Origin of the sequence: Candidatus Protofrankia datiscae (assembly GCF_000177615.2) — a bacterium.
Classification (GTDB): domain Bacteria; phylum Actinomycetota; class Actinomycetes; order Frankiales; family Frankiaceae; genus Protofrankia; species Protofrankia coriariae.
Window position 1 is genome coordinate 2,100,880 of sequence record NC_015656.1, and the last position, 25,056, is coordinate 2,125,935.

16 protein-coding genes, 1 tRNA gene and 1 pseudogene are annotated in these 25,056 nt (G+C 71.3%); 12 read left to right on the forward strand and 6 right to left on the reverse strand.

Going from position 1 to position 25,056, the window contains the following annotated elements:
* Positions 1 to 53 precede the first annotated feature (53 nt).
* Positions 54 to 947 carry a factor-independent urate hydroxylase gene (gene pucL, locus FSYMDG_RS08695; RefSeq protein WP_013873179.1) on the reverse strand — a complete coding sequence of 298 codons (894 nt, stop codon included), beginning with the start codon at positions 945 to 947 and terminating at the stop codon, positions 54 to 56.
* Positions 948 to 1,614: 667 nt separating this feature from the next.
* Between pucL and FSYMDG_RS08700 the strand changes: the two genes are divergently transcribed.
* Positions 1,615 to 2,958, forward strand: coding sequence for a L,D-transpeptidase (locus FSYMDG_RS08700; RefSeq protein ID WP_013873180.1), 1,344 nt, complete (start codon positions 1,615 to 1,617; stop codon positions 2,956 to 2,958).
* Between the two features lie 204 nt (positions 2,959 to 3,162).
* Positions 3,163 to 7,203 carry an ABC transporter ATP-binding protein gene (locus tag FSYMDG_RS08705; RefSeq protein ID WP_347176464.1) on the forward strand — a complete coding sequence of 1,347 codons (4,041 nt, stop codon included), beginning with the start codon at positions 3,163 to 3,165 and terminating at the stop codon, positions 7,201 to 7,203.
* On the opposite strand, the gene FSYMDG_RS08710 is transcribed toward FSYMDG_RS08705, so the two are convergent.
* The 3 genes from FSYMDG_RS08710 to FSYMDG_RS08720 all read right to left on the reverse strand — a co-directional run bounded on the left by FSYMDG_RS08710 (position 7,174) and on the right by FSYMDG_RS08720 (position 10,851).
* A complete protein-coding gene (locus tag FSYMDG_RS08710; protein WP_013873182.1) occupies positions 7,174 to 8,118 on the reverse strand; it encodes a TauD/TfdA dioxygenase family protein in 945 nt (314 codons plus the stop codon). The two genes, FSYMDG_RS08705 and FSYMDG_RS08710, sit on opposite strands and share 30 nt — an antisense overlap.
* Before the next feature lie 694 nt (positions 8,119 to 8,812).
* Entirely contained in the window at positions 8,813 to 9,463 is a 651-nt protein-coding gene (locus FSYMDG_RS08715) for an MBL fold metallo-hydrolase (protein ID WP_013873183.1), read from the reverse strand.
* A gap of 284 nt (positions 9,464 to 9,747) precedes the next feature.
* Positions 9,748 to 10,851: an S-(hydroxymethyl)mycothiol dehydrogenase gene (locus FSYMDG_RS08720; protein WP_013873184.1), complete on the reverse strand. Its 1,104-nt coding sequence runs from the start codon at positions 10,849 to 10,851 to the stop codon at positions 9,748 to 9,750.
* 411 nt (positions 10,852 to 11,262) lie between these two features.
* Here FSYMDG_RS08720 and FSYMDG_RS08725 point away from each other — a divergent pair, with 411 nt between their 5' ends.
* The 10 genes and pseudogenes from FSYMDG_RS08725 (at position 11,263) to FSYMDG_RS30035 (ending at position 23,729) form a co-directional block, all read left to right on the forward strand.
* The gene (locus FSYMDG_RS08725; RefSeq protein WP_013873185.1) at positions 11,263 to 12,249 is read left to right on the forward strand and encodes a ParA family protein; all 987 of its coding nucleotides are present in this window, start codon (positions 11,263 to 11,265) and stop codon (positions 12,247 to 12,249) included.
* Positions 12,250 to 12,382: 133 nt separating this feature from the next.
* Positions 12,383 to 13,072, forward strand: coding sequence for a peptidase M50 (locus FSYMDG_RS08730; RefSeq protein WP_013873186.1), 690 nt, complete (start codon positions 12,383 to 12,385; stop codon positions 13,070 to 13,072).
* Between the two features lie 373 nt (positions 13,073 to 13,445).
* A complete protein-coding gene (locus tag FSYMDG_RS08735) occupies positions 13,446 to 14,474 on the forward strand; it encodes a segregation and condensation protein A (protein WP_013873187.1) in 1,029 nt (342 codons plus the stop codon).
* Between the two features lie 13 nt (positions 14,475 to 14,487).
* Positions 14,488 to 15,168, forward strand: a complete 681-nt coding sequence (gene scpB / locus FSYMDG_RS08740; RefSeq protein WP_013873188.1) for an SMC-Scp complex subunit ScpB — start codon at positions 14,488 to 14,490, stop codon at positions 15,166 to 15,168.
* Positions 15,169 to 15,277: 109 nt separating this feature from the next.
* On the forward strand, positions 15,278 to 16,024 hold the full coding sequence (locus FSYMDG_RS08745) for a pseudouridine synthase (protein ID WP_013873189.1): 747 nt from the start codon (positions 15,278 to 15,280) through the stop codon (positions 16,022 to 16,024).
* A gap of 108 nt (positions 16,025 to 16,132) precedes the next feature.
* Positions 16,133 to 17,380, forward strand: a complete 1,248-nt coding sequence (locus tag FSYMDG_RS08750) for a prephenate dehydrogenase (protein WP_013873190.1) — start codon at positions 16,133 to 16,135, stop codon at positions 17,378 to 17,380.
* A 375-nt stretch (positions 17,381 to 17,755) separates the two neighbouring features.
* Positions 17,756 to 18,466, forward strand: coding sequence for a (d)CMP kinase (gene cmk / locus FSYMDG_RS08755; protein WP_043605783.1), 711 nt, complete (start codon positions 17,756 to 17,758; stop codon positions 18,464 to 18,466).
* Positions 18,463 to 19,614 (forward strand): lysophospholipid acyltransferase family protein, encoded by a 1,152-nt coding sequence (locus FSYMDG_RS29575; RefSeq protein WP_013873192.1) that lies wholly within the window; start codon positions 18,463 to 18,465, stop codon positions 19,612 to 19,614. Before cmk ends, FSYMDG_RS29575 begins: the two co-directional genes overlap by 4 nt.
* A 62-nt stretch (positions 19,615 to 19,676) precedes the next feature.
* Positions 19,677 to 21,050: a ribosome biogenesis GTPase Der gene (gene der, locus FSYMDG_RS08765; RefSeq protein WP_013873193.1), complete on the forward strand. Its 1,374-nt coding sequence runs from the start codon at positions 19,677 to 19,679 to the stop codon at positions 21,048 to 21,050.
* 199 nt (positions 21,051 to 21,249) lie between these two features.
* Positions 21,250 to 23,729, forward strand: a pseudogene (locus FSYMDG_RS30035) (SpoIIE family protein phosphatase).
* Positions 23,730 to 24,006: 277 nt separating this feature from the next.
* Here the strand turns inward: FSYMDG_RS30035 and FSYMDG_RS08775 are convergent.
* Together FSYMDG_RS08775 and FSYMDG_RS08780 are read right to left on the reverse strand one after the other, a co-directional pair.
* Positions 24,007 to 24,080: transfer RNA gene (locus FSYMDG_RS08775), tRNA-Pro, on the reverse strand.
* Between the two features lie 308 nt (positions 24,081 to 24,388).
* Positions 24,389 to 25,006 carry a hypothetical protein gene (locus FSYMDG_RS08780; RefSeq protein ID WP_013873197.1) on the reverse strand — a complete coding sequence of 206 codons (618 nt, stop codon included), beginning with the start codon at positions 25,004 to 25,006 and terminating at the stop codon, positions 24,389 to 24,391.
* Positions 25,007 to 25,056: the final 50 nt, after the last annotated feature.

Sequence of the window (25,056 nt, forward strand, 5' to 3'; positions counted from 1 at the left end):
GCCCTCCCATGCTCGCCGCGCGGCGCCGCATGGTTCCGTGCTGTGTCGGCTGGTCAGCCGCCGCCGGGAAACGTGGACCAGGCTGATTCCGCCGCGGGCACGTCGTTCCGCAGGACAGTTCCCTCGATTCTGCCGTACGGCCGGTCGGCCACCTGGAAGACGACGTTGGGGTTGTCCAGTCCGAAGGGCGTCAGGTCAACCGGGAAATGGTGCCTGTTCGGCATGGACAGCCGGATTTCGGCCACGTCGGCGTGGGCGGTGAGGACCTCCCGTCCCATGGCGTACAGGGTCTGCTGCAACGCGCTGCTGGGGACCTGGGCAAACGTCTCGAGCAGCGTCGCCCGGATACTCGGGAACAGCGTGTCGAATTCGACGGCGGTGCTCGTGTAGCGCCAGCGGGCGGTGATTTCGGTCGCCAGGACGCGGTCGTCCGTGTCGGCCAGCGTGGTGTAGTCGTCCCGGATGAATCCCCGGAATGCAGAACCGGTCGACTTCAGTACGACCAGGCCGGCTGTCCCGGAAACAACATGCGCGGTGTCCCGGTCGACGGTGACCGTCGTCGTCCGGTGTTCGCCGCCGCTGCGGAAGAACGCGTGGTCGTGCCCGGAGCCGTTCACCTCGATCCGCTGCCAGCCGTATTCCTCGATCTCCAGCCGCGCGCCGGTGACCCACGGGGTGGCGGTGGTGAAGTGCCGGGCGAGTCGCAGTCCGAACTGTTCGATCTCACCGACACCGCCCGTGCGGGCGAACGCGTGGACGGTGTTCTTCTGGGTGTCGGTCGCCAGGATGTGGCTGTTGTCCCCGTCGACGTGCGCGCTGGTGAAGTCGCCCCACAGCGCCGACGTGACGCTGATGTCCCGGATCCGGTGCACCGGCGTCGAGCGCTCGACGTGGACGAGCCTGACCTCCGCTTTTCCGTACCTGTTGGGACCGAGAACGACTGCCATCGCGCCTCCGTGGTCGGGGGCCGGACCCTTTTTCGGGCCGGGCTCTCTGCCGTGCCGAACTGATGTGAGCCGAACCGATGCGGGCCGGACCGTTCCGTGTCGAACTGTTCCGGGCCGGGCCGCTGTGGGCCGGTCCGCCGGTCGGCCCGGCCGGTGCGCCCGCCCTGGGTGACGTTACCCGCGCCCCGTGCAGGTTACTGGTTGTGACTTCCTGGTACGGACGGGGCGCGCCCGTACCGTTCCGCCAAATTGGTCGTCGAGCGGGCGCAACCTCTGAAAGCACTCAGGCGTCGGACGGGATGATGAGGGAGGGGATATGAAGCACTCGCGGAGAAGGCTACTCTCCGCATTCGCATGTTGTACCAATGGTTATCGTCGTCCGTTTGACACCGGCCATTTCAATGATCGATGCGTTGCCGGTCCGGCCGCTGGGTACGGTCCGGCTGTGAATGAGTGGGAGGCACTCAGGACGGGCCGGTCAATGGAGCGGGTTCGTATCCCGGTCTGCCACACCCCGGTTCGTCGTTCCGCGGCGACCTGTCGTTCCGCGGCCGGTGGGGTGGGGCCCGGTCCAGCAGGCGCCCGAACCCACGACAAGAGCTGTGGCCACACCTTCTTCGGGTGGGTGAACCGTTCGAGGTCTTACGGCGTGAGGAGGCCGCTCGGGGTGGGGGGAGCGCACGGCGCAAGGGGAGCGCGCCCGCGCGGCATATCCCCCTCGCAACGGTCACTCATATCGACTGTCGGCGCGGCGCTGCTCGCCTGTATCGCTCTGACCTCGTGCTCACCCCGGCCGGAGGGAGGAGGCTCGGCGTCCGCCCCCGGCAGCCTGACCGCGCCGACCGCGACGGCGCCGCAGATCACCGTCACGCCCACGGACCGCTCCCATGGCGTGGCGCTCACCAGCACCGTGGTGGTACGCAGCAACGCCCCGCTACAGTCGGTGAAGGTACTGCGGGGCGCGAGCAAGTCCCAGGACACCTCCGCCGGCGAACTGGCCGGCCAGCTCTCCGAGGACGGCAGGACCTGGACGTCCACCGGCGGGCTCTTCGCGGACACGCAGTACCAGGTGTCGGCGGCGACGTCCCCAGTGAACGACATAGCGGGTACCACGACCACGGCGGCCACTTTCACCACGATTAATCCGGCCAAACCCTTCAAGGTGTCGTGGGAACCGGCCGCCGGGCAGACCATCGGTATCGGTACACCCGTCACGCTGACCTTCAACGGGCCGGTTCCCGACCGGGCGGCCGTCCAGAAGCGTCTGGTGGTCACCACCGATCCGCCGGTCACCGGCGCCTGGAACTGGTCGTCGGACCGGACCGTGCGCTGGCGCCCGCAGCAGTACTGGAAGTCGGGGACCAAGGTGCACGTCGAGGCGAACCTCGCCGGTCTGGACCTCGGTGGCAACCGCTTCGGGGTGAAGGACCGGGCGATGGATTTCGTCATCGGCCCAGCGCAGATCAGTTATGTCGACGCCGCCACCCACACGATGAAGGTGTATCGCAACGGCGTCCTGCAAAAAACCATGGCGGTCAGCCTCGGCAAGCCCTCGTCACCGACCATGGACGGCCCGCACAACGTCCTTGGCACCGCCCAGACGGTGATTATGGACTCCGCGACCGTCGGTATTCCCAAGGGCGATCCGGACTACTACTACGAGACCGTCCAGTGGAACGTGCAGTTCACCAGTGGCGGTGAGTACGTCCACTCGGCGCCGTGGTCGGTCGGCGCGCAGGGGCAGAACAATGTCTCGCACGGCTGCGTGAACGCGTCGCCGGCGGACGCCGAATGGTTCTACCGGTTCAGCCGGTTGGGCGACATCATCGATGTGCGCAACACCGGTCGGCCGCCGGACACCTCCCAGCTCGGCAACGAGTGGTCGATCTCCTGGCAGCGATGGGTTGCCGGCAGCGCCCTGCCGCTGACGGCCGCGACCACCGCGCCGCCGCCGGCGGACGCGGGCATCGTCGGCGCGGCGGCCAGTCCGCCACCGACGATCCGTTCCTGACAGCCGATCCGCTTCTGACAGCGGCCGGGAAGCGACGATCTCCCAGGATGGTTGGGCTGAAGGTTGCCCCGACCCGACCAGCCATCCCGGGAGATTCGCGCGAACAGCAACCCGTCCGACCACCACGGCGGCCCCGTGACGCCGGGCTCGACCGGCCAGTCGACCGGGCCGGCCCAGCCGACACCACCGACACCACCGGCCTGGCTGGTCCAGCCGGCACGGTCCGCGTCCGGGACGGGCTGGTTGCGTCGACTGGGCGGGTGCGTCCTGCGCTACCGGCGCAACGCGGCCGTGGCCTCCGGCGCGGCGGTGCTGGCCACCGTGCTCGCCGTGATCACCCCGCTGATCGAGCGCGGGGTGGTCGACAACGTCGTGGTCGACCACCGGCATCCGCTCGCTCCCTACGTGATTGCGCTGCTCGTGGCTGGAGCGCTGCGTTTCGCCGCGAGCTGCGTCCGCCGCACCACCGGCGGGCGTCTCTCCCTCGACGTCCAGTACGACCTGCGGGACGCGGTGTTCGCCGCGCTCGCGCGGTTCGACGGCGTCCGCCAGGACGGGATGCGCACCGGCCAGATCGTCAGCCGGGCCATCTCGGACGTCACCGCCATCCAGGGGCTGCTGTCGTACCTGCCGTGGCTGGGCGGCAACCTGCTGCTGCTCGTGCTCACCATTGCGATCATGGCGGTGCTCTCGCCGCTGCTGACCCTGCTCGCCCTCGCGGTCGGGCCGCTGTTGCTGCTGATCGGGCTGCGGGCGCGGCGGACCGTCTTCCCGGCGACCTGGGCGGCCCAGCAGCAGGCCGGTGAGGTCGCCGGGGTGGTGGACGAGGCGGTCGCCGGGGTGCGGGTGGTCAAGGGCTTCGGGCAGGAGGAGCGGGAGCTGGCCGGGCTCACCGCGTCCGCCCGCGTTCTGTTCGCGCTGCGCATGCGTGCGGTGACCATCACCAGCCGGTATCTGCCGGCCCTGGCCGCGGTGCCGGCCGTCGGGCAGGTCGGGGTGCTGGCGCTGGGCGGCTGGCTGGCGTTGCGCGGCCATATCAGCCTGGGCACCTTCCTCGCCTTCAGCACCTACCTCGGTGAGCTTGTCGCGCCGACCCGCATGCTCGCGAACCTGCTGACGGTCGGGCAGCAGGCCCGGGCCAGCGCCATCCGGGTCTTCGAGCTCATCGACACCGCCCCGGTCGTGGCCGAACGGGCCGGGGCGGTCAGCCTCGGGCGCGCCCGGGGGACGATCGAGTTCGACGACGTCACCTTCGGTTACACCCGGGACCGTCCGGTGCTCGACGGATTCCGGCTGCGGGTCGAGGCAGGTGAGACCCTCGCCCTGGTCGGGGCGTCCGGGTCGGGCAAGTCGACGGTGGCCGCGCTGCTCTCCCGCATCTACGACGTAGACGCCGGTTCTGGCGCCAGCTCTGGCGCCAGCTCTGGCGCCGGCCCTGGTACTGGCCCCGATTCTGGTCCTGGCGCCGGTGCCGTCCGGATCGACGGCCACGACGTCCGGGAGCTGACCCTGGCGTCGTTGCGGGCCCAGATCGGGATGGTCTTCGAGGACAGTTTCCTGTTCTCCGACACGGTCCGCGCCAACATCGCCTACGGCCGGCCGGACGCCGGCGACGCCGAGATCGTCGCCGCGGCGCGGGCCGCCCGGGCGGACGGTTTCATCCGGGAGCTTCCCGACGGCTACGACACGGTCGTGGGCGAACAGGGGCTGACGTTCTCGGGCGGCCAGCGCCAGCGGATCGCGCTGGCCCGTGCCCTGCTCGTCGACCCACCCGTCCTGGTCATGGACGACGCGACGTCCGCGGTCGACGTCCGGGTCGAGGCCGAGATCCACACCGCCCTGCGGCAGATCATGCGCGGGCGGACCACCCTGCTGATCGCGCACCGCCGCTCCACCCTGCACCTGGCCGACCGGATCGCGGTGCTCGACGCCGGCCGGGTGGTCGACGTCGGCGCCCACGAGGAGCTGACCGTCCGCTGTCCGCTGTACACGATGCTGCTGTCCGGACCGGGTCTCGACCGGGCGGGCGCCGGCTCCGATCAGACGGGCAACGGCAGTCACCCGGCGAACCCGGCGAACCCGGCGAACCCGGTAAATCAGGTAAATCAGGTGAGCCAGGCGGATGCGGACAAGGGCCGAGCGAACGGTGGCCGGTCGGCGGCGTTCGCAGGTGCGCTCACGCCCCGTATGCGTCCGGTTCCGGGTACCTGGGTGGGTGCCGGCCTGGACGGCATGCGGCCGGCCCGCCCCGCGCGCGGCGGCCGGGCAGGCGGGTTCGGCGGCCGGGGGGCGGGGTTCGGTGGCGGTCCCTTCGCCGACACCCCGGCCACCCCCGAACTGCTCGCCCAGGTGGCCCGGCTCCCGCCCGCGACCGAGCCGGTCCGGGTGAGCGAAACCGACGCCGCCGCGCCCGACCCGGCGTTCTCGCTGCGCCGCCTGCTGCGCGCGGTGCCCGGGCTGCTCGCCGTCGGCCTGCTGCTGGTCGCCCTGGACGCGGCCGCGAGCCTGGCCATGCCCGCGCTGGTGCGCCACGGGGTCGACGCGGGCGTGTCCACAGGCGCGTCGCCGGTGCTGTTCGCCACCTCCGCGGTGGCGCTGGCCGTGGTCCTGGCTGCCTGGGGCGGGCAGGTCGTCCAGGCCCGGGTGACCGGGCGGATGGGGGAGCGGCTGCTGTTCGTCCTGCGGGTGAAGACCTTCGTCCAGCTCCAGCGGCTCGGCCTGGACTACTACGAACGCGAGCTCTCCGGCCGGATCATGACCCGGATGACCACGGACGTGGACGCCCTGTCGACGTTCCTGCAGACGGGCCTGACGACCGCGGTGGTGGCGCTGGCGTCGTTCGTCGGGATCGGGATCGCGCTGGTCGTGCTGAACGTGGAGCTGGCGCTGGTCGTGCTCCCGATGCTGCCGGTCGGAATCGCGGTCACGCTGGTGTTCCGGGCGAAGTCCTCGGCTGCCTACACCGAGTCGCGGGAGCGGGTCAGCGCGGTCAATGCCGCGCTGCAGGAGAACCTGGCTGGCATCCGGGTGGTGCAGGCCTTCCGCCGGCAGGAGCGCAACCAGGACGACTTCCGAGTGCTGGCCGAGCGGTACCGCGCCTCGCGGATGCGGGCGCAGCGGATGATCGCCCTTTACTTCCCGTTCATGGAGTTCTGCTCGGAGCTGGCCGCCGCGCTCGTCCTCGGCGCCGGTGCCGGGCTGGTCGCGTCCGGATCGCTGACCACCGGCGGGCTGATCGCCTACCTGCTCTACATCAACCTGTTCTTCGCCCCGGTCCAGCAGCTCTCGCAGGTGTTCGACGGCTACCAGCAGGCGAAGGTGGGCCTTCGGCGCATCCGCGACCTGCTGCGCACACCCACCTCCACCCCGCCGGCCGCGGATCCGGTGCCGGTCGGCCGGCTTGCCGGCCGGATCACGCTCGAGGACGTCTCCTTCCGTTACGCCGGCACCAGCCGTCCCGCGTTGGACGGGGTGAGCCTGCGGGTGGCGGCCGGGGAGACCGTCGCCCTGGTGGGGGAGACCGGCGCGGGCAAGTCCACCGTGGTCAAACTGGTCGCGCGTTTCTACGACGCGACCGGCGGTGTGGTGCGGGTCGACGGCACCGACGTGACCCGGTTCGATCTCGCCGGCTACCGGCACCGGCTGGGCGTGGTCCCGCAGGAGGCGTTCCTGTTCTCCGGGACGGTGCGGGACGCCATCGCCTACGCCCGCCCGGAGGCGGAGGACACCGAGGTGGTGGCCGCCGCCAGCGCCGTCGGGGCACACGAAATGATCATTCGGTTACCCGGGGGCTACCACCATCCGGTCGGCGAGCGCGGCCGGGGGCTGTCGGCCGGGCAGCGCCAACTGCTGGCACTTGCCCGGGCGGCGCTGGCCGACCCCGACATCCTGCTCCTCGACGAGGCCACCGCGTCTCTCGACCTGGCCACGGAGGCGGCGGTCACCGAGGCCACCGAGCACGTCGCGCGCCGGCGGACCACGCTGGTGGTGGCGCATCGGCTCACCACCGCCGCCCGTGCCGACCGGGTCGTGGTGATGGCCGCCGGCCGGGTCGTCGAGCAGGGCCCCCATGCCGAGCTGCTGCGGGCCGGCGGCCGGTACGCGCGGATGTGGGCGGAGTTCAACGGCGCCGACGGCCCGGCGTCCGGCCACGCGCCGGAGACGGTGCTCCCGGATCAGGCGCGCTCCGCGCCGCCTGATCCGGGCCACCCACCGTCACCGGGCGCTGTTTGTAACCGTATGTAACTTATTACTGTGTGTTGTCATCGGCCGGGATCGCAGGTCGGCGTACAGTGGCTCCTCGGCGATCAGAATCCGCTCCAGTACCCGTGGGAAGTCGCCGTAGTTGCGTACCGCGTAATGGACGGTGGCACGGTTGTCCCAGAACGCGACCGAACCGGGCCGCCAGGAGAACCGGACCTGGTGTTCCGGCTTCCGGTACTGGTCCAGAACGAGGGTCAGCAGCTCCCTGCTCTCCGACCTGTCAAGCCCGAGAATCGAGGGATGCTGGGTGAAGTTGACCCACAGAATCTTTTCGCCGGTTTCGCGGTGCACCCGGACCACGGGGTGGGACACGATCGGGTAGTCGTAGCCCACGGCGTTCAGCGCGTCTCGGAAGTCGTGGGTGACATGGCGGCCGGCGAGACGTTCTTTCACGTCGTCGGACAGCGCGTTGTAGGCGAGCCCGGCGTCGACCCAGATGGTGTCACCGCCGATATCAGGCAGGGTGACCGCGCGCAGCACCGCCCCCCAGGTCGGCACCAGCCGCCAGCTCGTGTCGGTGTGGTAGGCGTCCCAGCTCTCGTCGGCGTCCGCGGTGGCGCGGGCCCGCTCGTAGTCCTTGAAGTCCGCCGCGGCGATCCGGTGGATCGAGGTCGCCCTTCCGGCGCTGTCGTTGAGGGGTGCCTTCGGCCCGCTCGGGTGCGGATAGAGCGGCCCGAACCGCCGGGCGAACGCCTCGTGTTCCTCGCGGGTCAGCTCCTGGTCACGAAAGAAGACGACCTTGTATTTCAGGATTGTCGCCCGGATCTGGTCGCGGACCTCGTCGGTCAGCGGATACCGCAGGTCCACCCCACTGATCTCCGCGCCGATGGTCGGCTGCAGCGGCCGGACAGCCAGATCGCCGGCCGGCCGCGCGTCGAGATGGGTGACAGTGCTCACAGTTCGTCCCTTCACTTGTTCCTGACGTGTTTCTGATGGCCCTGGTTCTGGCTGCCCGTGCTTCTGGCGGTTCGCCCGAAGCGCTGCCCGCAGGATCGGGCGGGCAGCGGGCGTCGACGGAGGACGGCGTTCCACGGCGGGTACCCGGAGCGCATGGAGCACCCGACGCGCGAAACGCATGGAAAAACGACCGGGCATGATTTTCCCGGCTACTGGACGAACAACTGTCGGATGTTCGGATGTGTGGCCTGGATGTCGGGAAATACCGTCCGGGTCACGGGTGGGATGGCTGGTCAACAAAAAGGACGCGTCCGGACCGGGTATTGTCGCGGTGGCGCAGCGGCGGCCTTCGTAGCACCTGTTCCGCCGACAGCGGAAAAGGACGGCTGATGAATGGTCGTGGACCATGCCACGGGCCGTCCGGACCGGCCGAAGAATTCTTGACGCCGGTGCCGGGAGCGGCACCGGGCGTCAGCGACAGTTGGCGCTGGACACGCGCACCAGGTCCACGTAAAGCCGTGCCGTCAGGTCGGCTCCCTGATCCATGAACTGATTACAACATGTAAGGGAAGTCCGTGTCCAACGGCTGGCGGAACCGGATTTCCGGAGGGTATCGGGGCCCGTCGGAACACGTCGGAGCGTGTTGGAACATATCGGAACACGCCGGCGAAAGGCGGCGGGCCGGACGGCCGGATCAGTGGCCGCGCACGATCCACTGGTCGTATTCGAGCGCCTCGGTGCCGATGGTGGTGTCGTCGCCGTGGCCGGTGTGCACCACCGTCTCCTGCGGCAGCGTCAGCAGCCGTCTTCTGATCGAGTTCAGCAGGGTCGAGAAGTCGGAGAACGACCGTCCGGTGGCACCCGGCCCACCGCGGAAGAGGGTGTCGCCGCTGAAGAGGACCGGCTCCCCGTTGATCACCCCGTACAGGCACACGCCGCCCGGGGAGTGCCCGGGGGTGTGCAGGACGTGCAGCCAGCCGCCGCCCGCGATCGGGATCTGCTGGCCGTCCGCGAGCTGGAGGTCCGGCGGGCGGCCCGGGTAGACCACCTCCCACAGCATGAGGTCGGCCTGGCACAGGGCGACCGGGGCCTGCACCCGCTCGGCGAGCTCCACGGCCGCGTTGATGTGGTCGTTGTGGCCGTGCGTCGCCACGATCATCGACACTCGGCGGCCCTCGATCGCGGCCATGATCACGGACGGGTCGTGCGCGGCGTCGATGACCAGTACCTCGCTGGCGTCCCCGACCAGCCAGATGTTGTTGTCGACGGTGAAGCTCTGGCCGTCGATCAGGAACTCGCCACGAGTGATGATCCGATCGACCCGCACTCCGTCGTGTCTGGCCACGCGTTCTCCGTTCCCGTCATCGTTGTCGTCCGGTGCTCCCGTGGTGGTCCACGGTCGTCCGCGTGTGTCGGGCCGGTCAACCCGGCCCATCCGGACCGAGCATGCCCGATCCGCCCAGACCGGTCGCCAGCGGATCCGGCCGGACCACGGGCGCCGGCGCGGAGCCGACACGCACGGGCCGACCGCACGTGCCGGCGGCAGCCCGCGTGTGCCAGTCGTACCCGCGTATGCCGGTCCGGGCTCGCGATGCGCAGGTCCGCGGGGTGCTGCCCGGGGCGTGCCGGTCAGAGCCGGACGACGCTGCGCAGCACGCCGCCCTGCCGCATCCGGGTGAACGCCTCCTCGACGTCGCCGAGGCCCACGGTCTCGGTCACGAACCCGTCGAGGTCGAGCCGGCCCGCCCGGTAGAGGTCGATCAGGACGGGGAAGTCCCGGCTGGGCAGGCAGTCGCCGTACCAGGACGACTTCAGCGAACCGCCGCGGCTGAACACCTCGATCATCGGCAGCTCGAGGGTCATCGACGGGTCGGGAACCCCGACGAGGACGAGCCGCCCGGCGAGGTCCCGGGCGAAGAACGCCTGCCGGTAGGTCTCCGGGTGGCCGACCGCCTCGATGACCAGGTCGGCGCCGTTGCCATCGGTGAGCGTCCTGATCGTCTCCACCGGGTCGAGGTCGCGGGCGTCGATGGTGTGGGTGGCGCCGAACCGGCAGGCCCAGATCAGTTTGCGCTGGTCGACGTCGACCGCGATGATCTTCCGGGCGCCCGCGAGGGCCGCCCCGGCGATGGCGGCGTCCCCCACACCGCCGCAGCCGAACACCGCGACCGTCTCACCGCGGGTGACCGCGCCGGTGTTGACCGCCGCGCCGAAACCGGCCATCACCCCGCAGCCGATCAGCCCGGCGGCCTCCGGGCGGGCCGCCGGGTCGACCTTCACGCACTGGCCGGCCGCCACCAGGGTCGCCTCGGCGAACGCCCCGATGCCCAGCGCCGGTGACAGCTTCCGGCCGTCGGCCGCCAGCCGCATCGGCTGGGTGGCGTTGCGGGAGTCGAAGCAGTACCACGGCCGGCCGCGCAGGCAGGACCGGCAGTTCCCGCAGGGCGCCCGCCAGGCGATCACCACGTAGTCGCCGGGCACCAGCGAGGTGACCCCGTCGCCGACAGCCTCGACGGTCCCGGCGGCCTCGTGGCCGAGGAGGAAGGGGTAGTCGTTGTTGATGGCGCCCTCGCGATAGTGCAGATCGGTGTGGCAGACGCCGCACGCCTGGACCTTTACCCGCGCCTCCCCCGGACCCGGGGCGGGGACGACTATCTCCGTCAGGGTGACGGGGGCGCCCTTCTCCAGGGAGACCACGCCACGCACAGTCACCGCATCCGTTGCCGTGCCCATTGTCATGCTCCCGTCGTCGTCGACCGTCGGCGGCCCGGACACCTGGCCGCGCACCAAGCATGATCGTGCAGTTCTCGGCCGTCCAGACGGGCTCGCCCCGGCCGTCCGGACAGGTGCCGACCAGGCTTCAGTCAAGCTTCAGCCAGGCTTCAAGCCAAGCACCGTTCACAGTGGGCCGGCAATTCCCGCCGGTGGAAATACGTCCCGGTATAGTTACCAACTGTTATTGAGAGCTGTCTGTCGCTATCGGTGGAACCCGCCGGGAGCGGACCGGAACAACGGGGACATCGGCTGCGCCGGGTCGCGGCCACCGACCCGGCGGGATGCGTCCGACCATCGGTCGGTACGCTCCTGTCGGTCCGCTTCTGCTCTCCGCGCACCGATCCGCAAGAAGGGAGCAGGTCCCTCGACATGACCGCCGATACTTCGCCGATGGCGGCCCCGGTACGCCCCCCGTACGGGCGGATGACCGTCGGGGAACCAGCGCTGCCCGATGACAGCCAGTTCGACGCCGCCGACCTCCCCGCCACCGATGGCGACGCCGGCGAGATCGGGCCCACCGGACGCCCGTTGCCCGTCTTTCCGGTACCGCCGCCGGTGTCGACACACGGGCCCGCCTGGGTGGTCGCCATGTGCAACCAGAAAGGCGGCGTCGGCAAGACGACGAGCACGATCAATCTCGGTGCCGCGCTCGCCGAATACGGCCGCCGCACCCTGCTGGTCGATTTCGACCCGCAGGGCGCGCTCTCGGTCGGCCTCGGCATCAACCCGATGGTGCTCGAGCACACCGTGCACGATCTCCTGATCGGCACCGAGTCCGAGATCGGTGAGGTGCTGGTCCCCACCCAGGTCGACGGGCTGGACCTGCTGCCGAGCAACATCGACCTGTCGGCCGCGGAAATGCTGCTCGTCACGGAGGTCGGGCGGGAGCACACCCTGGCCCGCGCCCTGTCCCGGGTGCGTTCGGTCTACGACGTGATCCTCATCGACTGCCAGCCGTCCCTGGGCCTGCTGACCGTGAACGCGCTGACCGCCGCCGACGCCGTCATCGTCCCGCTGGAGTGCGAGTACTTCGCCCTGCGCGGCGTCGCCCTGCTGCTGGACACCATCGACAAGGTGCGCGACCGGCTGAACTCCAGCCTGGAGCTCGCCGGCATCCTGGCCACCATGTACGACGCGCGTACCCTGCACGCCCGGGAGGTGCTGGCCAGGGTGGTGGAACGCTTCCCGCACGAGGTCTTCCACACGGTGATCAACCGGACGGTACGCTTCCCGGAGACCACCGTGGCCGGCGAGCCGATCACCACCTACGCGCCCACGTCCGTGGGCGCGGACGGCTACCGGCGGCTGGCCCGCGAGCTGATGGCCCGGCACGCGACCTCGTCCGCGGCGGGGTGAGCGGCCGGGAGCGTGGTCGGGCGGTCGGTTGGCTGGCTGGTTAGTCGGTTGGTCGGCCCGGTGGGCGACGACGGGGATACGTACGTCCAGGAAGCGGGACGGATCCGGGACGGGATAAGGAACCTGTAGAGGCGTGCTGTTCTACCTGGCCGAACCCGCGGCGCTACTGGGGATCGCTCTCGCGCTCCTCATCGGGATCCACGCTCACGACGGCGCGCAGGTCCTCGTCGCGAGGCTGCTGCGGGACCCCAGCCCGCTGCGCAGCGGGCGCCTGACGGCGTCGCTGAAACACCGGGTCAGCCCGTTCAGCGGGGTCGCCATGCTCATCTCCGGGGTCGGCTGGGCCGAGCCGGTACCCATGAACGACGTGTGGCGCAAACGGCGGTTCCACGTGGCCACGGCGGTGCTGTCCGGTCCGCTGGCCTACCTGCTGCTCGCGTTCGCCGCGATCGTCGGGTTCAAGTTCGTCTCCGAACCGGTCCTGTTCGCCGAGGGTGACCGCGTCCTGGAGATCGACGGCGCGGGTAGCTTTCTCGCCCAACTGCTGCTGTGGATGGCGGGCACGTTCGGGTCGCTGTTCATCCTGAGCCTCATCCCCGTCCCACCGGCGGACGGCGGGCGGGTGCTGTTCCTGCTCGGCCCGCAGTCGCCGAGCTGGCACCGGGCCAACTACCAGCTCCGCGAGAACAACATCGGCATCGTCATCCTGCTGGTGATCCTGCTGCTGCCGGTGCTGTTCGTGTCGTTTCCCTCGGTCATCGGCCAGCTCATCCTGCCGCTGCTGCGGGGGCTGGGCAGCATCGTCGGCGTCGACGTCGGTTGAGCGCCTGTCGCGGATCCGCCCGCCGGCTCGGACCACCCGGTCGTCCCGCCGGCCCGGACGACCGGACCCAGCCGTGCCCGCTGGACGGCCGGCTGCCGCAACCAGCACTGGGGACGGCCGGTCCGGCCTGCCCGCGTCCGGCGGGCGGCCGGCCGCGCTCGAACGGACGTGCGGTGGCCCGGGACGGCTCGTGCCGCCGCGGCGGTAGCGTCGTGTCATGGCACGGACCGGGACATCTCCTCGGCCGAGCGTGACCACGCCGGCACCCGGTGCCACCACGCCCAGGAATGCCGCGCCGGGCGCCAGAGCGCCCAGGAAGGCGCCGCGCGACACCACCACGGCACCGGAGGCCGGCACGGGCCCGGAGGCTGGAGTGCCCGGGACCGCGGCACCCGAGGCTGGAGCGCCCGCAGTGGCGGTGCCGACCGGCCGCGGCAGGGCCGGCAGCTCCTTCGTGGTCGAGCTCGCCAACTTCAGCGGGCCGTTCGATCTGCTGCTGTCCCTGATCGCCAAACACAAGCTGGACGTCACCGAGGTCGCGCTCTCCCAGGTCACCGACGAGTTCGTGGCGCACATCCGCCGCCTCGGCCCCGGTTTCGACCTCGGGCAGGCCACCGAGTTCCTGGTGATCGCCGCGACCCTGCTCGACCTCAAGGCGGCCCGCCTGCTGCCGGGGGCGATCTCCGATGACGAGGTGGAGGACCTCGCCCTGCTGGAGGCCCGTGACCTGCTCTTTGCCCGGCTGCTGCAGTACAAGGCCTACAAGGAGGCGTCGCTGCTGTTCGTGGGCCTGATGGCGCTCGAGGCCCGCCACGTCCCCCGGGCCGTGCCGTTGGAACCGCGTTACGCGCAGGCTCTCCCCGAGGTGCAGATCGGTATCGGGCCGGCCGATCTCGCCCGGCTCGCGGCCCGGCTGCGGGAGCCTCCGCTGCCCCCGCAGGTTGCCACCGACCACGTCCACCTGCCGAGGATCAACATCCGCGAGCACATGCTCGCCGTGCTGGAGAAGCTGCGTGAGCTCGGCAGCGCGTCGTTCCAGGCGCTGTGCGCGGACTGCCGGCAGACGATCGAGGTGGTCGCGCGTTTCCTCGCCCTTCTCGAGCTCTTCCGGGAGGGCCGGGTCGCCTTCTTCCAGGAGGTTCCGCTGGGAGAGCTGACAGTACGGTGGGTAGCTGATACCGACCCCGCGGACTCCAGGCGGCAACCGCGAGAGGCGACGGACGCCACAGACGGCACAGACGGCACAGACGGCGTGGACGACGTGGGCGACGTGGGCGGTACGTATGGCGTACGCGGCATCGTCACCAGCGCCGTCGGGGATGCCGACGCTTCCGGGGATGTCGACGACGTCGGGCCGGCCGGGCCCGGCAGAAGCCGGAAACGAGGATCACGACGGCAGTGACGGGGGAACCAGGATGACGGGGGAAGCGGATCCGCTCACCGGCGGCGAAACCGTGGCGGCCGACAGCCCGGACGAACACGAACCGGACGAGAACGAACCGGATCCGGACGAACGGCACGCGGGCGGATCGGGCGCGGAGGATGACGCGCCGCGGCCGCCGTTGCCGGCCCTTGTCGAGGCGATCCTGATGGTGGCGGAGAACCCGGTGCCGGTCACCGAGATCGCGGTGAGCCTGGGCGTTCCCGCCACCGAGGTCGAGGGCGTTCTCGTCGAACTGGCCCTGGAGTACATCGCCGACGGCCGTGGCTTCAGCCTGCGGGACGTCGGCGGCGGCTGGCGTTTCTACACCAGCGAGGCGTGCGCCCCCTGGGTCGAGCGGTTCGTCCTCGCCGGGCAGAGCCCGAAACTGTCCCAGGCGGCGCTGGAGACCCTCGCGGTCGTCGCCTACCAACAGCCGGTCAGCCGCGGGCGGATCTCGGCGGTGCGCGGGGTGTCCGCCGACGGGGTGATCCGTACCCTGACCGCCCGCCGGCTGGTCGAGGAGGCCGGGACCGACCCCGACACCGGTGCCATCCTGTACCGGACCACCGACTACTTTCTGGAACGGATGGGCCTGCGGCATCTCGACGAGCTGCCGCCGCTGGCCCCGCTGCTGCCCGGCATCGCCGACGTGGACGACATCGAGGGCCCGTGACCGGACACGAGCGGAGCCCGCGGACGGGCCGAGGCCCGATGACGGATCGAGGGCAGGGCCCATGACGGATCGAAGAGCTGTGACAGGCTCGCGGACAGGACGGAGGCCCATGACGGCCGGTGACGCGAACGCAGAGGGCGTTCGCCTGCAGAAGGTGCTCGCCGCGGCCGGGGTCGGTTCCCGCCGGCACAGCGAGGAGCTGATCGCCGCGGGCCGGGTGCGGGTGGACGGCCGGGTGGTCGAGACGCAGGGCATGCGGGTCGACCCGCAGACCGCGATCATCGAGGTGGACGGCGAACGGGTCGTCACCCGGGCGGGCCTGGTGCACCTGGCGTTGAACAAGCCCGTCGGGGTGCTCTCGGCGATGTCGGACGACCGCGGCCGGCCGACCGTCGCGGACCTGGTGACCGACGCCGGCCCGGGGCTGTTCCACGTCGGGCGGCTGGACGTCGACAGCGAGGGCCTGCTGCTGGTGACCAACGACGGGGAGCTGGCCCACCGGCTGTCACATCCGTCCTTCGAGGTCGCCAAGACCTATCTGGTCGAGGTCGCGGGGCCGGTCGGCCGGGACGTTCCCCGACGGTTGCGCGAGGGCGTCGAACTCGCCGACGGCCCGGTGCGCGCGGACGCCGTCCGTATCGTCGGTTCGGCCGGTTCACGGGTCATGCTCGAGATCACCCTGCACGAGGGGCGCAACCGGGTGGTACGCCGCCTGATGGAGGCAGTCGACCATCCGGTGCGCCGGCTGGTGCGGACCAGGATCGGCCCGGTGCACCTCGGCTCGCTGCGGGTGGGCCGGACCAGGCACCTCTCCCGGGGCGAGGTCGGCGTCCTCTACCGCGAGGTCGGCCTGTAACGAAGCCGACAGGTGGCTGGCAGGTAGGGCGACGGGTGGGAGACGCCCCCGCGGCGCGGGCGGCGGGACGGGACACGGGCGGCGGGGCAGGACGGGACAGAACAGGGCATGAAGGGGGAGACGGAAGGAAAGCCCGGAAAGGCGCGGGCGGACACGGGGAACACGCCGGGCAACCAGTGGTCGACCCGTGGAAACACCCACGACCCGTCCGCGAACTATGGTGGCGCGGTGAGTGTCACATCCGGCGCATCCCGATCCTCCGGCCACGGGCCGCCGCCGCAGCGGGTGGGGATCGTCGGGTCCGGGCTGATCGGTACCAGCATCGGGCTGGCGCTGACCGGCCGCGGCGTCAACGTCCTGCTCGCCGACATCGACACCGAACAGGTGAAGGTCGCCGAGGTCATGGGCGCCGGCCGGCCCTGGCACGGGGAGGCGGTCGAGCACGCGGTGGTCGCCGTCCCCCCGCACGCGGTCGCCGGGGAGCTGCGGCGGCTGCAGCGGGCCGGGATCGCCGAGACCGTCAGCGACGTCGCCAGCGTGAAGGCCAGGCCGATCGTCGAGGCCGTGCAGACGGGCTGCGACCTGTCGACGTGGTGCCCGGCGCATCCGATCGCCGGGCGGGAGCGCGGCGGCGCGGCCTCGGCCCGCGCCGACCTGTTCGCCGAGCGGACGTGGGTGGTTTGCCCGCTGCCGCACACCTCGCCGGCCGCGCTGGCGGCCACCGTCGCGATCGCCCACACCTGCGGTGCCACGCCGGTGCGCACGACCGCGGACCGGCACGACCAGGCCATGGCCGCCCTGTCCCACCTGCCGCAGGTGGTCGCGAGCTTACTCGCCGCGGCCACGCCCGATCTTGCCACCGGCGAGCTGGCGCTGGCCGGCCAGGGATTCCGGGACGTCACCCGGCTGGCCGACAGCGATCCCGGCCTGTGGTCGTCGATCCTGGAGGGCAACCGCGGCCCGGTCGCGGCCCGGGCACGCCTGCTGGCCGCGCGGCTCACCCAGCTCGCCGACGTCCTCGACCAGGGCAGCGAGCAGGAGGTCATGCTGGCCGTCCGCACGCTCATGGCCGGCGGCAACGCCGGTCGGGCACTGCTGCCGCGCAAGGCCGGCGCGGTGTCCCGGCCGTGGGCGTGGGCCTGGGTGGGAGTGGTGCTCGCCGACCGGCCCGGCCAGCTGGGCGCCCTGTTCACCGCGATCGGCGACTGGCAGATCAACGTCGAGGACATCGCCGCGTTCGAGCACAATCTCGACGCCCCGGCCGGCATCGTGGAACTCGCTGTCGCGCCGGACATCGTCGACTCCCTGCTGGACAGGCTGGCCGCGGCCGGATGGACCGCCTACCGCCGCTCGTGACCGCCAGCCGCCCTGGCCGGAAGGCCGCCCTACCCGGGCGCCTACCCGGGCGCGACGCCATCCTTCCCGGATGGACGGCCCCGGGTAGCCTGAGCCGGGTTGACCGCATCGGCGTCGGCTCGGGTGAGCATCCGGATCGGGCGGGCCGGTTTCACCGCGTCGGTTGCCGACGGGTTTCTGGTGTAGACGGGTTTGTGGTTGTGGTGCAGATGTCGCGTCCGGACGGAGGAAACGGTGGAACACGACCGCGGTTGGCGTGAGCCGGTGGTTGCGTCGGCTACCGGCGCTCAGGAGGCGTCCGCAGATGGTGAGGGCCGCCGCGCCGAGTCCTGGCGGCCCGACGGGCCCGCGCCGGCCACGACAGGTGTGACGGGTGTGACGTCGCCGCAGCGGCTGGTCCGCGACGGGCTCGTCATCGCGGTGGACGGGCCCGGCGGGTCGGGCAAGAGCACGGTTGCCCGGGAGATCGCCCGTCGACTCGGCCTGCGGTATCTCGACACGGGCGCGATGTACCGGGCGGTGACCCAGCTCGCCTTGGAGAGCCGGATCGACATCGAGGACCACAACGCGGTCGCCGAGCTCGCGGAGCGGGCGGTGCTCACGATCGGTACCAGCCCGGACAATCCGACGATCGCCGTCAACGGCGAGCCCGTGGACGACCTGATCAGGACCAGGGCGGTGACCAACGCGGTGAGCGCGGTGGCCGCGGTGCCCGCCGTCCGCCGGCGCCTGGTCATCCGCCAGCAGCAGATCATCGCCGAGGCGTCGCCGGTGGGCATCGTGGTGGAGGGCCGCGACATCGGCTCGGTCGTCGCCCCGAACGCCCCGGTCAAGGTGTTCCTGACCGCCTCGACCGAGGTTCGGGCGCTGCGCCGGTCGCACCAGCTGGGCGAGCGGGGCGTCGACGACGTGGCCCGCACCCTTGCCGAACTCGACCGCCGGGACGCCCTGGACAGCACCCGCGCCGCGGACCCGCTGGCCGTCCCCGACGACGCGATCGTGCTCGATTCGACCGCTCTGTCCGTCCAGGACGTCGTGGACGAGGTCCTACGGCACTATGAACAGGCATCGGCCCGAGCGTCATGACGACGATCGAAGACCCCCGGGACGGCGCGCCGCGAGCCAGCGTGGCCAGTGCGACCGGCGTTCCCGCGACCAGTACTCCCGCAACCGGCGGCCCACGGGACGACGCTTCGCGGGGTGACGCTTCTGCGACCGGCGGTGTGCGGGGTGACGCTCCGAAGGGCGATGCCCTCGCCGGTGCGCAGGGCGGTGTCGCACCGGGTGGTGCTTCGAACGGCGATGTTTCCGAGACTGATGACGCGCAGGCTGACGTCCCACGGGGCGATGCTCCCGCGGCCGGCGCTGTGCGGGGTGACGCCGCGCGGGGCGTCGGTTCCGTGGCCGGTGCCCCGCGCGGCGGCGGAGGGCCGGGCGGCGGGCGGCCGTCCACGGCGGTGTCCCGGCGGGCCGCGGCGTCCCGGCCGTACAACGACATTCTGCACACGGTGCTCAAACCACTGTTCCGCCTGATCCTGAACAGAGTCGTCATGCGCCTGACGGCCGAGGGGCTCGACCGGGTCCCGCCCACCGGACCGCTGATCTTCGCGAGTAACCACAGCAGCCTGCTCGACGGGCCCCTGGTCGTGATCGAGGCGCCGCGCACGGTCCGCTGCCTGGTGAAGTCCGAACTGTACACCGGGATTCTCGGCCGGCTGCTGCTGCTGTCCGGGCAGATCCCCATCAACCGGGGCCGGCCCGACCGGTTCGCGCTGCACACCGCACTCGACGAGCTTTCCCGCGGCGGCGCGATCGGGGTGTTCCCGGAGGGGACCAGGGGCAGCGGCGAGGTGGAAACCGTCCAGCACGGCATCGCCTACCTGGCTGTTCACGGCCGCTGCCCGATAGTGCCGGTCGCCTGTGTCGACACCGGGCAGGTCCTGCCGAGGGGGGCATACTGGCCGCGGCGCTCCGTCCACGCACGGATGGTCTTCGGGCATCCGTTCGAGGTGGAGATCCCGGCCAATCCACGGTCGCGGAAGGCGCTGGCCGAGGTGGCCGAGGGCATCCGGGTCCGGCTCGCCGACCATCTCGCCCAGGCCCGGCTGACACCCGCGCCCCTGCCCGCCCCGGCCGCGCCGCCCGCCCGGCGGCCAGGACCGCGCTGGGCGGCCAGGGTGAGCCGCCGGCCGCGGCGAGGCGGCCCCGGGCCGACCGGATCCGGCAGGCGGTAGAGATCCGCAGAGATCCGGATCCGACAGAGCACAGAGAGCACAGAGACGAGGACGTTGTGGGTGTGGCTTCGCAGGCACCGCGGGACTCCGCCGCGGGCCGGTCCGGAATCGACGACCGCCAGCCGGTCCTGGCCGTTGTCGGACGCCCCAACGTCGGCAAGTCGACGCTGGTGAACCGGATACTCGGCCGGCGGGCCGCGGTCGTCGAGGACGTCCCCGGGGTGACCCGGGACCGTGTCGCCTACGACGCGACCTGGAACGGCCGCCGTTTCGTGGTGGTCGACACCGGCGGCTGGGAGCCGGACGCGCGTGGGCTCGCGGCCCGGGTCGCCGAGCAGGCGCGCGCCGCCCTCGACACCGCCGACGCGGTGCTGTTCGTGGTCGACACCACCGTCGGGGCCACCGACGCGGACGAGGCCGTCGCCCGCGTGCTGCACCGCAGCGGGCTGCCGGTGGTCCTCGCGGCGAACAAGGTCGACGACTCCCGCGGCGAGGCCGACGCCACCGCGCTGTGGAGCCTCGGGCTCGGTGAGCCGCACCCCGTCTCGTCCCTGCACGGCCGGGGCAGCGGGGACCTGCTCGACGCCATCCTCGAAGCCCTCCCGCCGGCGCCCCGGGAACGTTTCGAGGAGATCGACGGCCCGCGGCGGGTCGCCCTGCTGGGCAAGCCGAACGTCGGCAAGTCCAGCCTGCTGAACAGGCTGGCCGGCACGCAGCGCTCGCTGGTGCACGACGTCGCCGGCACCACCCGCGACCCGGTCGACGAACTGGTGACGGTCGGCGGGGAGACCTGGAAGTTCGTCGACACGGCGGGTCTGCGTCGGCGGGTGCGGGAGGCCAGCGGGGCGGAGTACTACTCGTCGCTGCGCACCGCCGCCGCGCTGGAGGCCGCGGAGGTCGCGATCGTCCTGTTGGACGCCAGCGAGTCGCTCACCGAACAGGACCAGCGGGTGATCACCATGGTGGTCGAGGCCGGCCGGGCCCTGGTGCTGGCGTTCAACAAGTGGGACCTGCTCGACGAGGACCGCCGGCTGACGCTGGAACGGGAGATCGTTCGGGATCTGGGTCGGGTGGCCTGGGCGCCGCGGGTGAACGTCTCGGCAGCGACCGGCCGGGCGGTCGACCGGCTGGCCCCGGCGTTGCGGACGTCGCTGGAGTCGTGGGGGACGCGCATCTCCACCGGCCGACTCAACGCCTGGCTGGGGGAGGTCGTGGCGGCCACTCCGCCGCCGTCGCGGGGCGGCCGGCTGCCCCGGGTGCTGTTCGCGACCCAGGCCGGGGTGCGCCCGCCGCGTTTCGTCATCTTCTCGACGGGTTTCCTGGAGCCGGCCTACCGCCGCTTCCTCGAACGCCGCCTGCGCGAGGATTTTGGTTTCGCCGGAACGCCGATCGAGATTTCGGTCCGGGTCCGTGAACGGGGCGAGAAACGCCACTGAGCCGCCTGAACGAGACAAAGGAGCACCAACCATGAGATCGGTGACAGATCGATTCTCTTGATTGCCGGTATCCGTCTGGTTGAGCGGTCCGCTGCACAGTGCCATGCTCGGTGGCAATGGGTACAGGGCCTGATTCGCCGGGATGGCAGGTCGGCAGCTCGGCAGGTCGCGGGCTTCGGCAATGCCGAGACGAGTATGGATGAGCGAAAGAAAGCCTTCACGAGACGGGGCTGACGTTCCCGCGGCAGTGGCCGGCATAGCGATGGTCGCGCTGGACGCTCGAGGCGTGCTCACCGCGTGGACGGCAGGAGCCGGTCGGCTGCTGGGCTATCGTCCGGACGAGGTGGTGGGACGCGCCGCGGCGGACCTTCTTGCCGTGGACCTTCCGGCGTCGGCGCTACCCGGCATCGAGCGGCGGGAGGAGTGCAACGGCCGAGTGATGCTGCGGCGCCGGGACGGCCGCGCCGTCGAGGTTGACGTCCACGCGGCCCCGACGCACGGTACGCGGGGAAACAGCGGCTGGGTCGTGGTGGCTCTCGAGCCGGGTGAACCAGGTTCGCGCCATGACACGGCGGCGGCGCTCAAGAACTGGGCACTCGACCAGATGCCGATCGTCCTCGGGATCTACGACCGCGAGAAGCGCATGGTGGGAGGCAACGAGGAAGCGCAGCGCGTCATAGCCGCGCGGGAAGAGGCGGTACTCGGACTCCGTCCGGGGGAGATCTTCCCCAGCCTTATCGCCGACCAGGTCGAACAACTGATGACGCAGGTGATCCGCACGGGGGAACGGTCGACTCTGGAAATGGTCACCCCGCTGCCTGGCGAGAGCCATGCGCACGCCTGGTCGGTCTTCCTCTACCCGGTGAAGGACCCCGCAGGCACGGTGCGGGGGGTGTCGACAGCAGCCCTCGACACCACCACGCGGTACCGGGCCAGGCAGCGGCTGGCCATCGTGAACGCGGCCAGCGTCCGCATCGGAACCACGCTGGACACGATGCGGACCGCCCAGGAGCTGGCGGACGTGGCCACCGAGCAGTTCGCCGACTTCGTCAGCGTCGACCTGCTCGACTCCGCCGTCGGTGACAACGAGGCGGATCCGCGCCGGGCCACCGCAGGCGTGCTCCTCCGCCGTGCCGCACAGCAGTCCGTCCTGGATGGCTGCCCGGAGTCCGCGGTCGAGCCGGGAAAGACAGAGCGCTACTCCGGGGACTCGCCTCTGGCCTGTGCCCTGGTCACCGGCAGGCCGTCGCGGTACGCGATCGACAACCCCGACATTCAGGCGTGGTTGGAGCATGACCGTGGTTGGAGCATGACACAGCGCGTGCACGCAGTGCCCGCGCGTACGGGATCCATTCCCTCATCGTGGTACCGCTGCTCGCCCGCGGGACGACCCTCGGGCTCGCGGTGTTCCTGCGGCACCGCACCCCCGACCTGTTCGACACCGATGACCTGCTTCTCGCCGAGGAGATCACGGCCAGAGCGGCCCTGTGCATCGACAACGCCCGCCGCTACACCCACGAGCGCAACACCGTGCTGGCCCTGCAGCGGAGCATGTTGCCGCAGCGCACGTCCCCGTATGTGGCGGTGGCGGTCGCCTCCCGCCATCCGTCGGCCGGCTCCGGCTCCGGGGCCGGTGTGGGCGGTGACTGGTTCGACGTCGTCCCGCTGTCCGGAGGCAGGGTTGCCCTCGTGGTGGGCGACGTGGTCGGGCACGGCATCCAGGCGTTGGCCACCATGGGACGCCTGCGCCTGGCGGTCCGCACCCTCGCCGACATGGACATGCCGCCCGACGAGCTGCTCACGCATCTCGACGACCTCGTCCTGCGTCTGGCTGACCGAGCCGACCGGGAAGAAGGCCCAGGAGCCGAGGAAATGCAGACAGCAGCGGCCGGGGAGATCGGCGCCACCTGCCTGTATGCGGTCTACGACCCGCTCTTCCGCCGCTGCACGCTCGCTCGTGCCGGCCACCCCGTGTCCGCCGTCGTCGCCCCGGACGGCACGGTTGACTTCCCCGAACTGCCCGCCGGCCCCCCGCTGGGCCTCGGTGGCCTGCCCTTCGAGTCCGTCGAGCTGGAGCTGCCCGACGGCAGCCTGATCGCCCTGTTCACCAACGGTCTGATCGAGTCCGGCGAATCCGGTGCCGACGCCGGATTCGACCGGCTGAGCCGTGCCCTGACCGCCAGCGACAGCACGTCCTCCCTGGAGCAGATCTGCGACAACGTGCTGGACGCGCTGCTGCCCGGCGGTGTCCCCTCCGACGACGTCGCCGTACTCCTCGCCCGTACCCAGGGCATGGACGCCTCCCAGGTCGCCATCTGGGACCTGCCCGCGGACCCGGCGGTGGTGGCCCAGGCCCGTCAGATGGCCACCGACCAGCTCGCCGCCTGGGGGCTGGAGGAGGCGTCCTTCGTCACCGAGCTCGTGGTCAGCGAACTGGTCACCAACGCCATCCGCCACGCCGTCGCGCCCATCCAGCTCCGGCTGATCCACGAGAGCAGTCTCATCTGCGAGGTCTCCGATGCCAGCAGCACCGCACCTCACCTGCGCCGCGCCCGCGTCTTCGACGAGGGCGGCCGCGGCCTGCTCCTCGTCGCCCAGCTCACCCAACGGTGGGGCACCCGCCACACCCCACACGGCAAAATCATCTGGGCCGAGCAGCCATTCCCGACCGGCCACTGACCGCTCCCGACGGGCCGCCGCCGGTCGAGGAGGGACTGTCCGGCGCAGCAGGCTCGCAGGCGGTAATGCGCGCTCCGCCTCCACGGTGAGGCGACGCACTGCTGTGGCTGACCGCCGACCACCACCAAGGCGTATGTCCAGGGTAGGGCTGACCGGCGATCGGTCCCCAGATGGTCCCAACGCCCGCCCGGGTTGATCGACTGACCTGGCATCATGGAGACGCGAAAAAGACTGTTGACCAGGACCTATAGCCCTGTTCAGCAGCCTCGCTCCAGCGTCGGGACGACAGGATTTGAACCTGCGACCCCCAGACCCCCAGTCTGGTGCGCTACCAAGCTGCGCCACGTCCCGTACGTCGACCACGTTACCTTATGATCCCGCCGGCGTGGCAGGCGCCCCGGCTGGTTGTAGCGGCTGCCCCGGCTGGTCGTCCGCTATGTCGAGGACGAATGGGCCGTCAGTCTCGCCACCGGCGAAGGGCTGCCGGGAGGTCCCGTGGCGAGAGGTTGGAACGGGGCGTCTGGGAGGAGGTGATCCGGGTGGATGCGGCGAAGGTCGGCGGCGGCATCCACCCGGATCGGCCGGTCTGGGCACGCTGGGTATACGCCAGGGGCGGTTGGGTATAACGCCAGGCGGTTCAGCGTGCCCAGACCTCCTGGTCACCGCGTCGCGTGGCTCCTGCGGCGAGCGGCGAGGCCGGCACCGAGCACCGCGACACCGAGTCCAGCGCCGGCGATGGGAGCGATCGGGAACGACGGTGCCATACCGCCGCCACCCGCATGTACGCCACCCTGCGGGACCGGTTCGGAGGACGGCTTCTGGGTGGCTGACTGGCCCGGCCCCTGCCCGGAGGGCTGGCCCTGCTGACCACCTTGCTGGCCCTGCTGACCACCTTGCTGGCCCTGCTGCTGACCGGACTGCCCCGGCCACTGGCCCCCGCCCGGCGCCGCGCCCTGGCTGCCGGACCCGCCCGATGACTGGGACGGGTTCGCGCCGGACCAGCCGCCGCCTCCGGACTGCGCGGACTGGCCGTTCTCCCCCTGCTCGGGAGGCTGCGGGGTCGGCAGCTGGATGGGCAGCTGGGGCCATCCGTTCGCCCCGTCGCCGCTCCAGGACTGCCCACCATTCTGCTGCTGGGTGGCCGCGGGGGATATCGTCGAAGCGCCGGAATCCGACGGCCCGTCCGCGAATGCGGCTGTGGGGCCGAACCCCACGAAGAGCCCGGTGACGGCTGACATGGCCAGCATCACCACGCCCCGGCCGATTTTGTGCGTCATGACCTTTCCTCTTCTCTCGTACTGCGGCGGTATTGTTACCGCGGGCTACA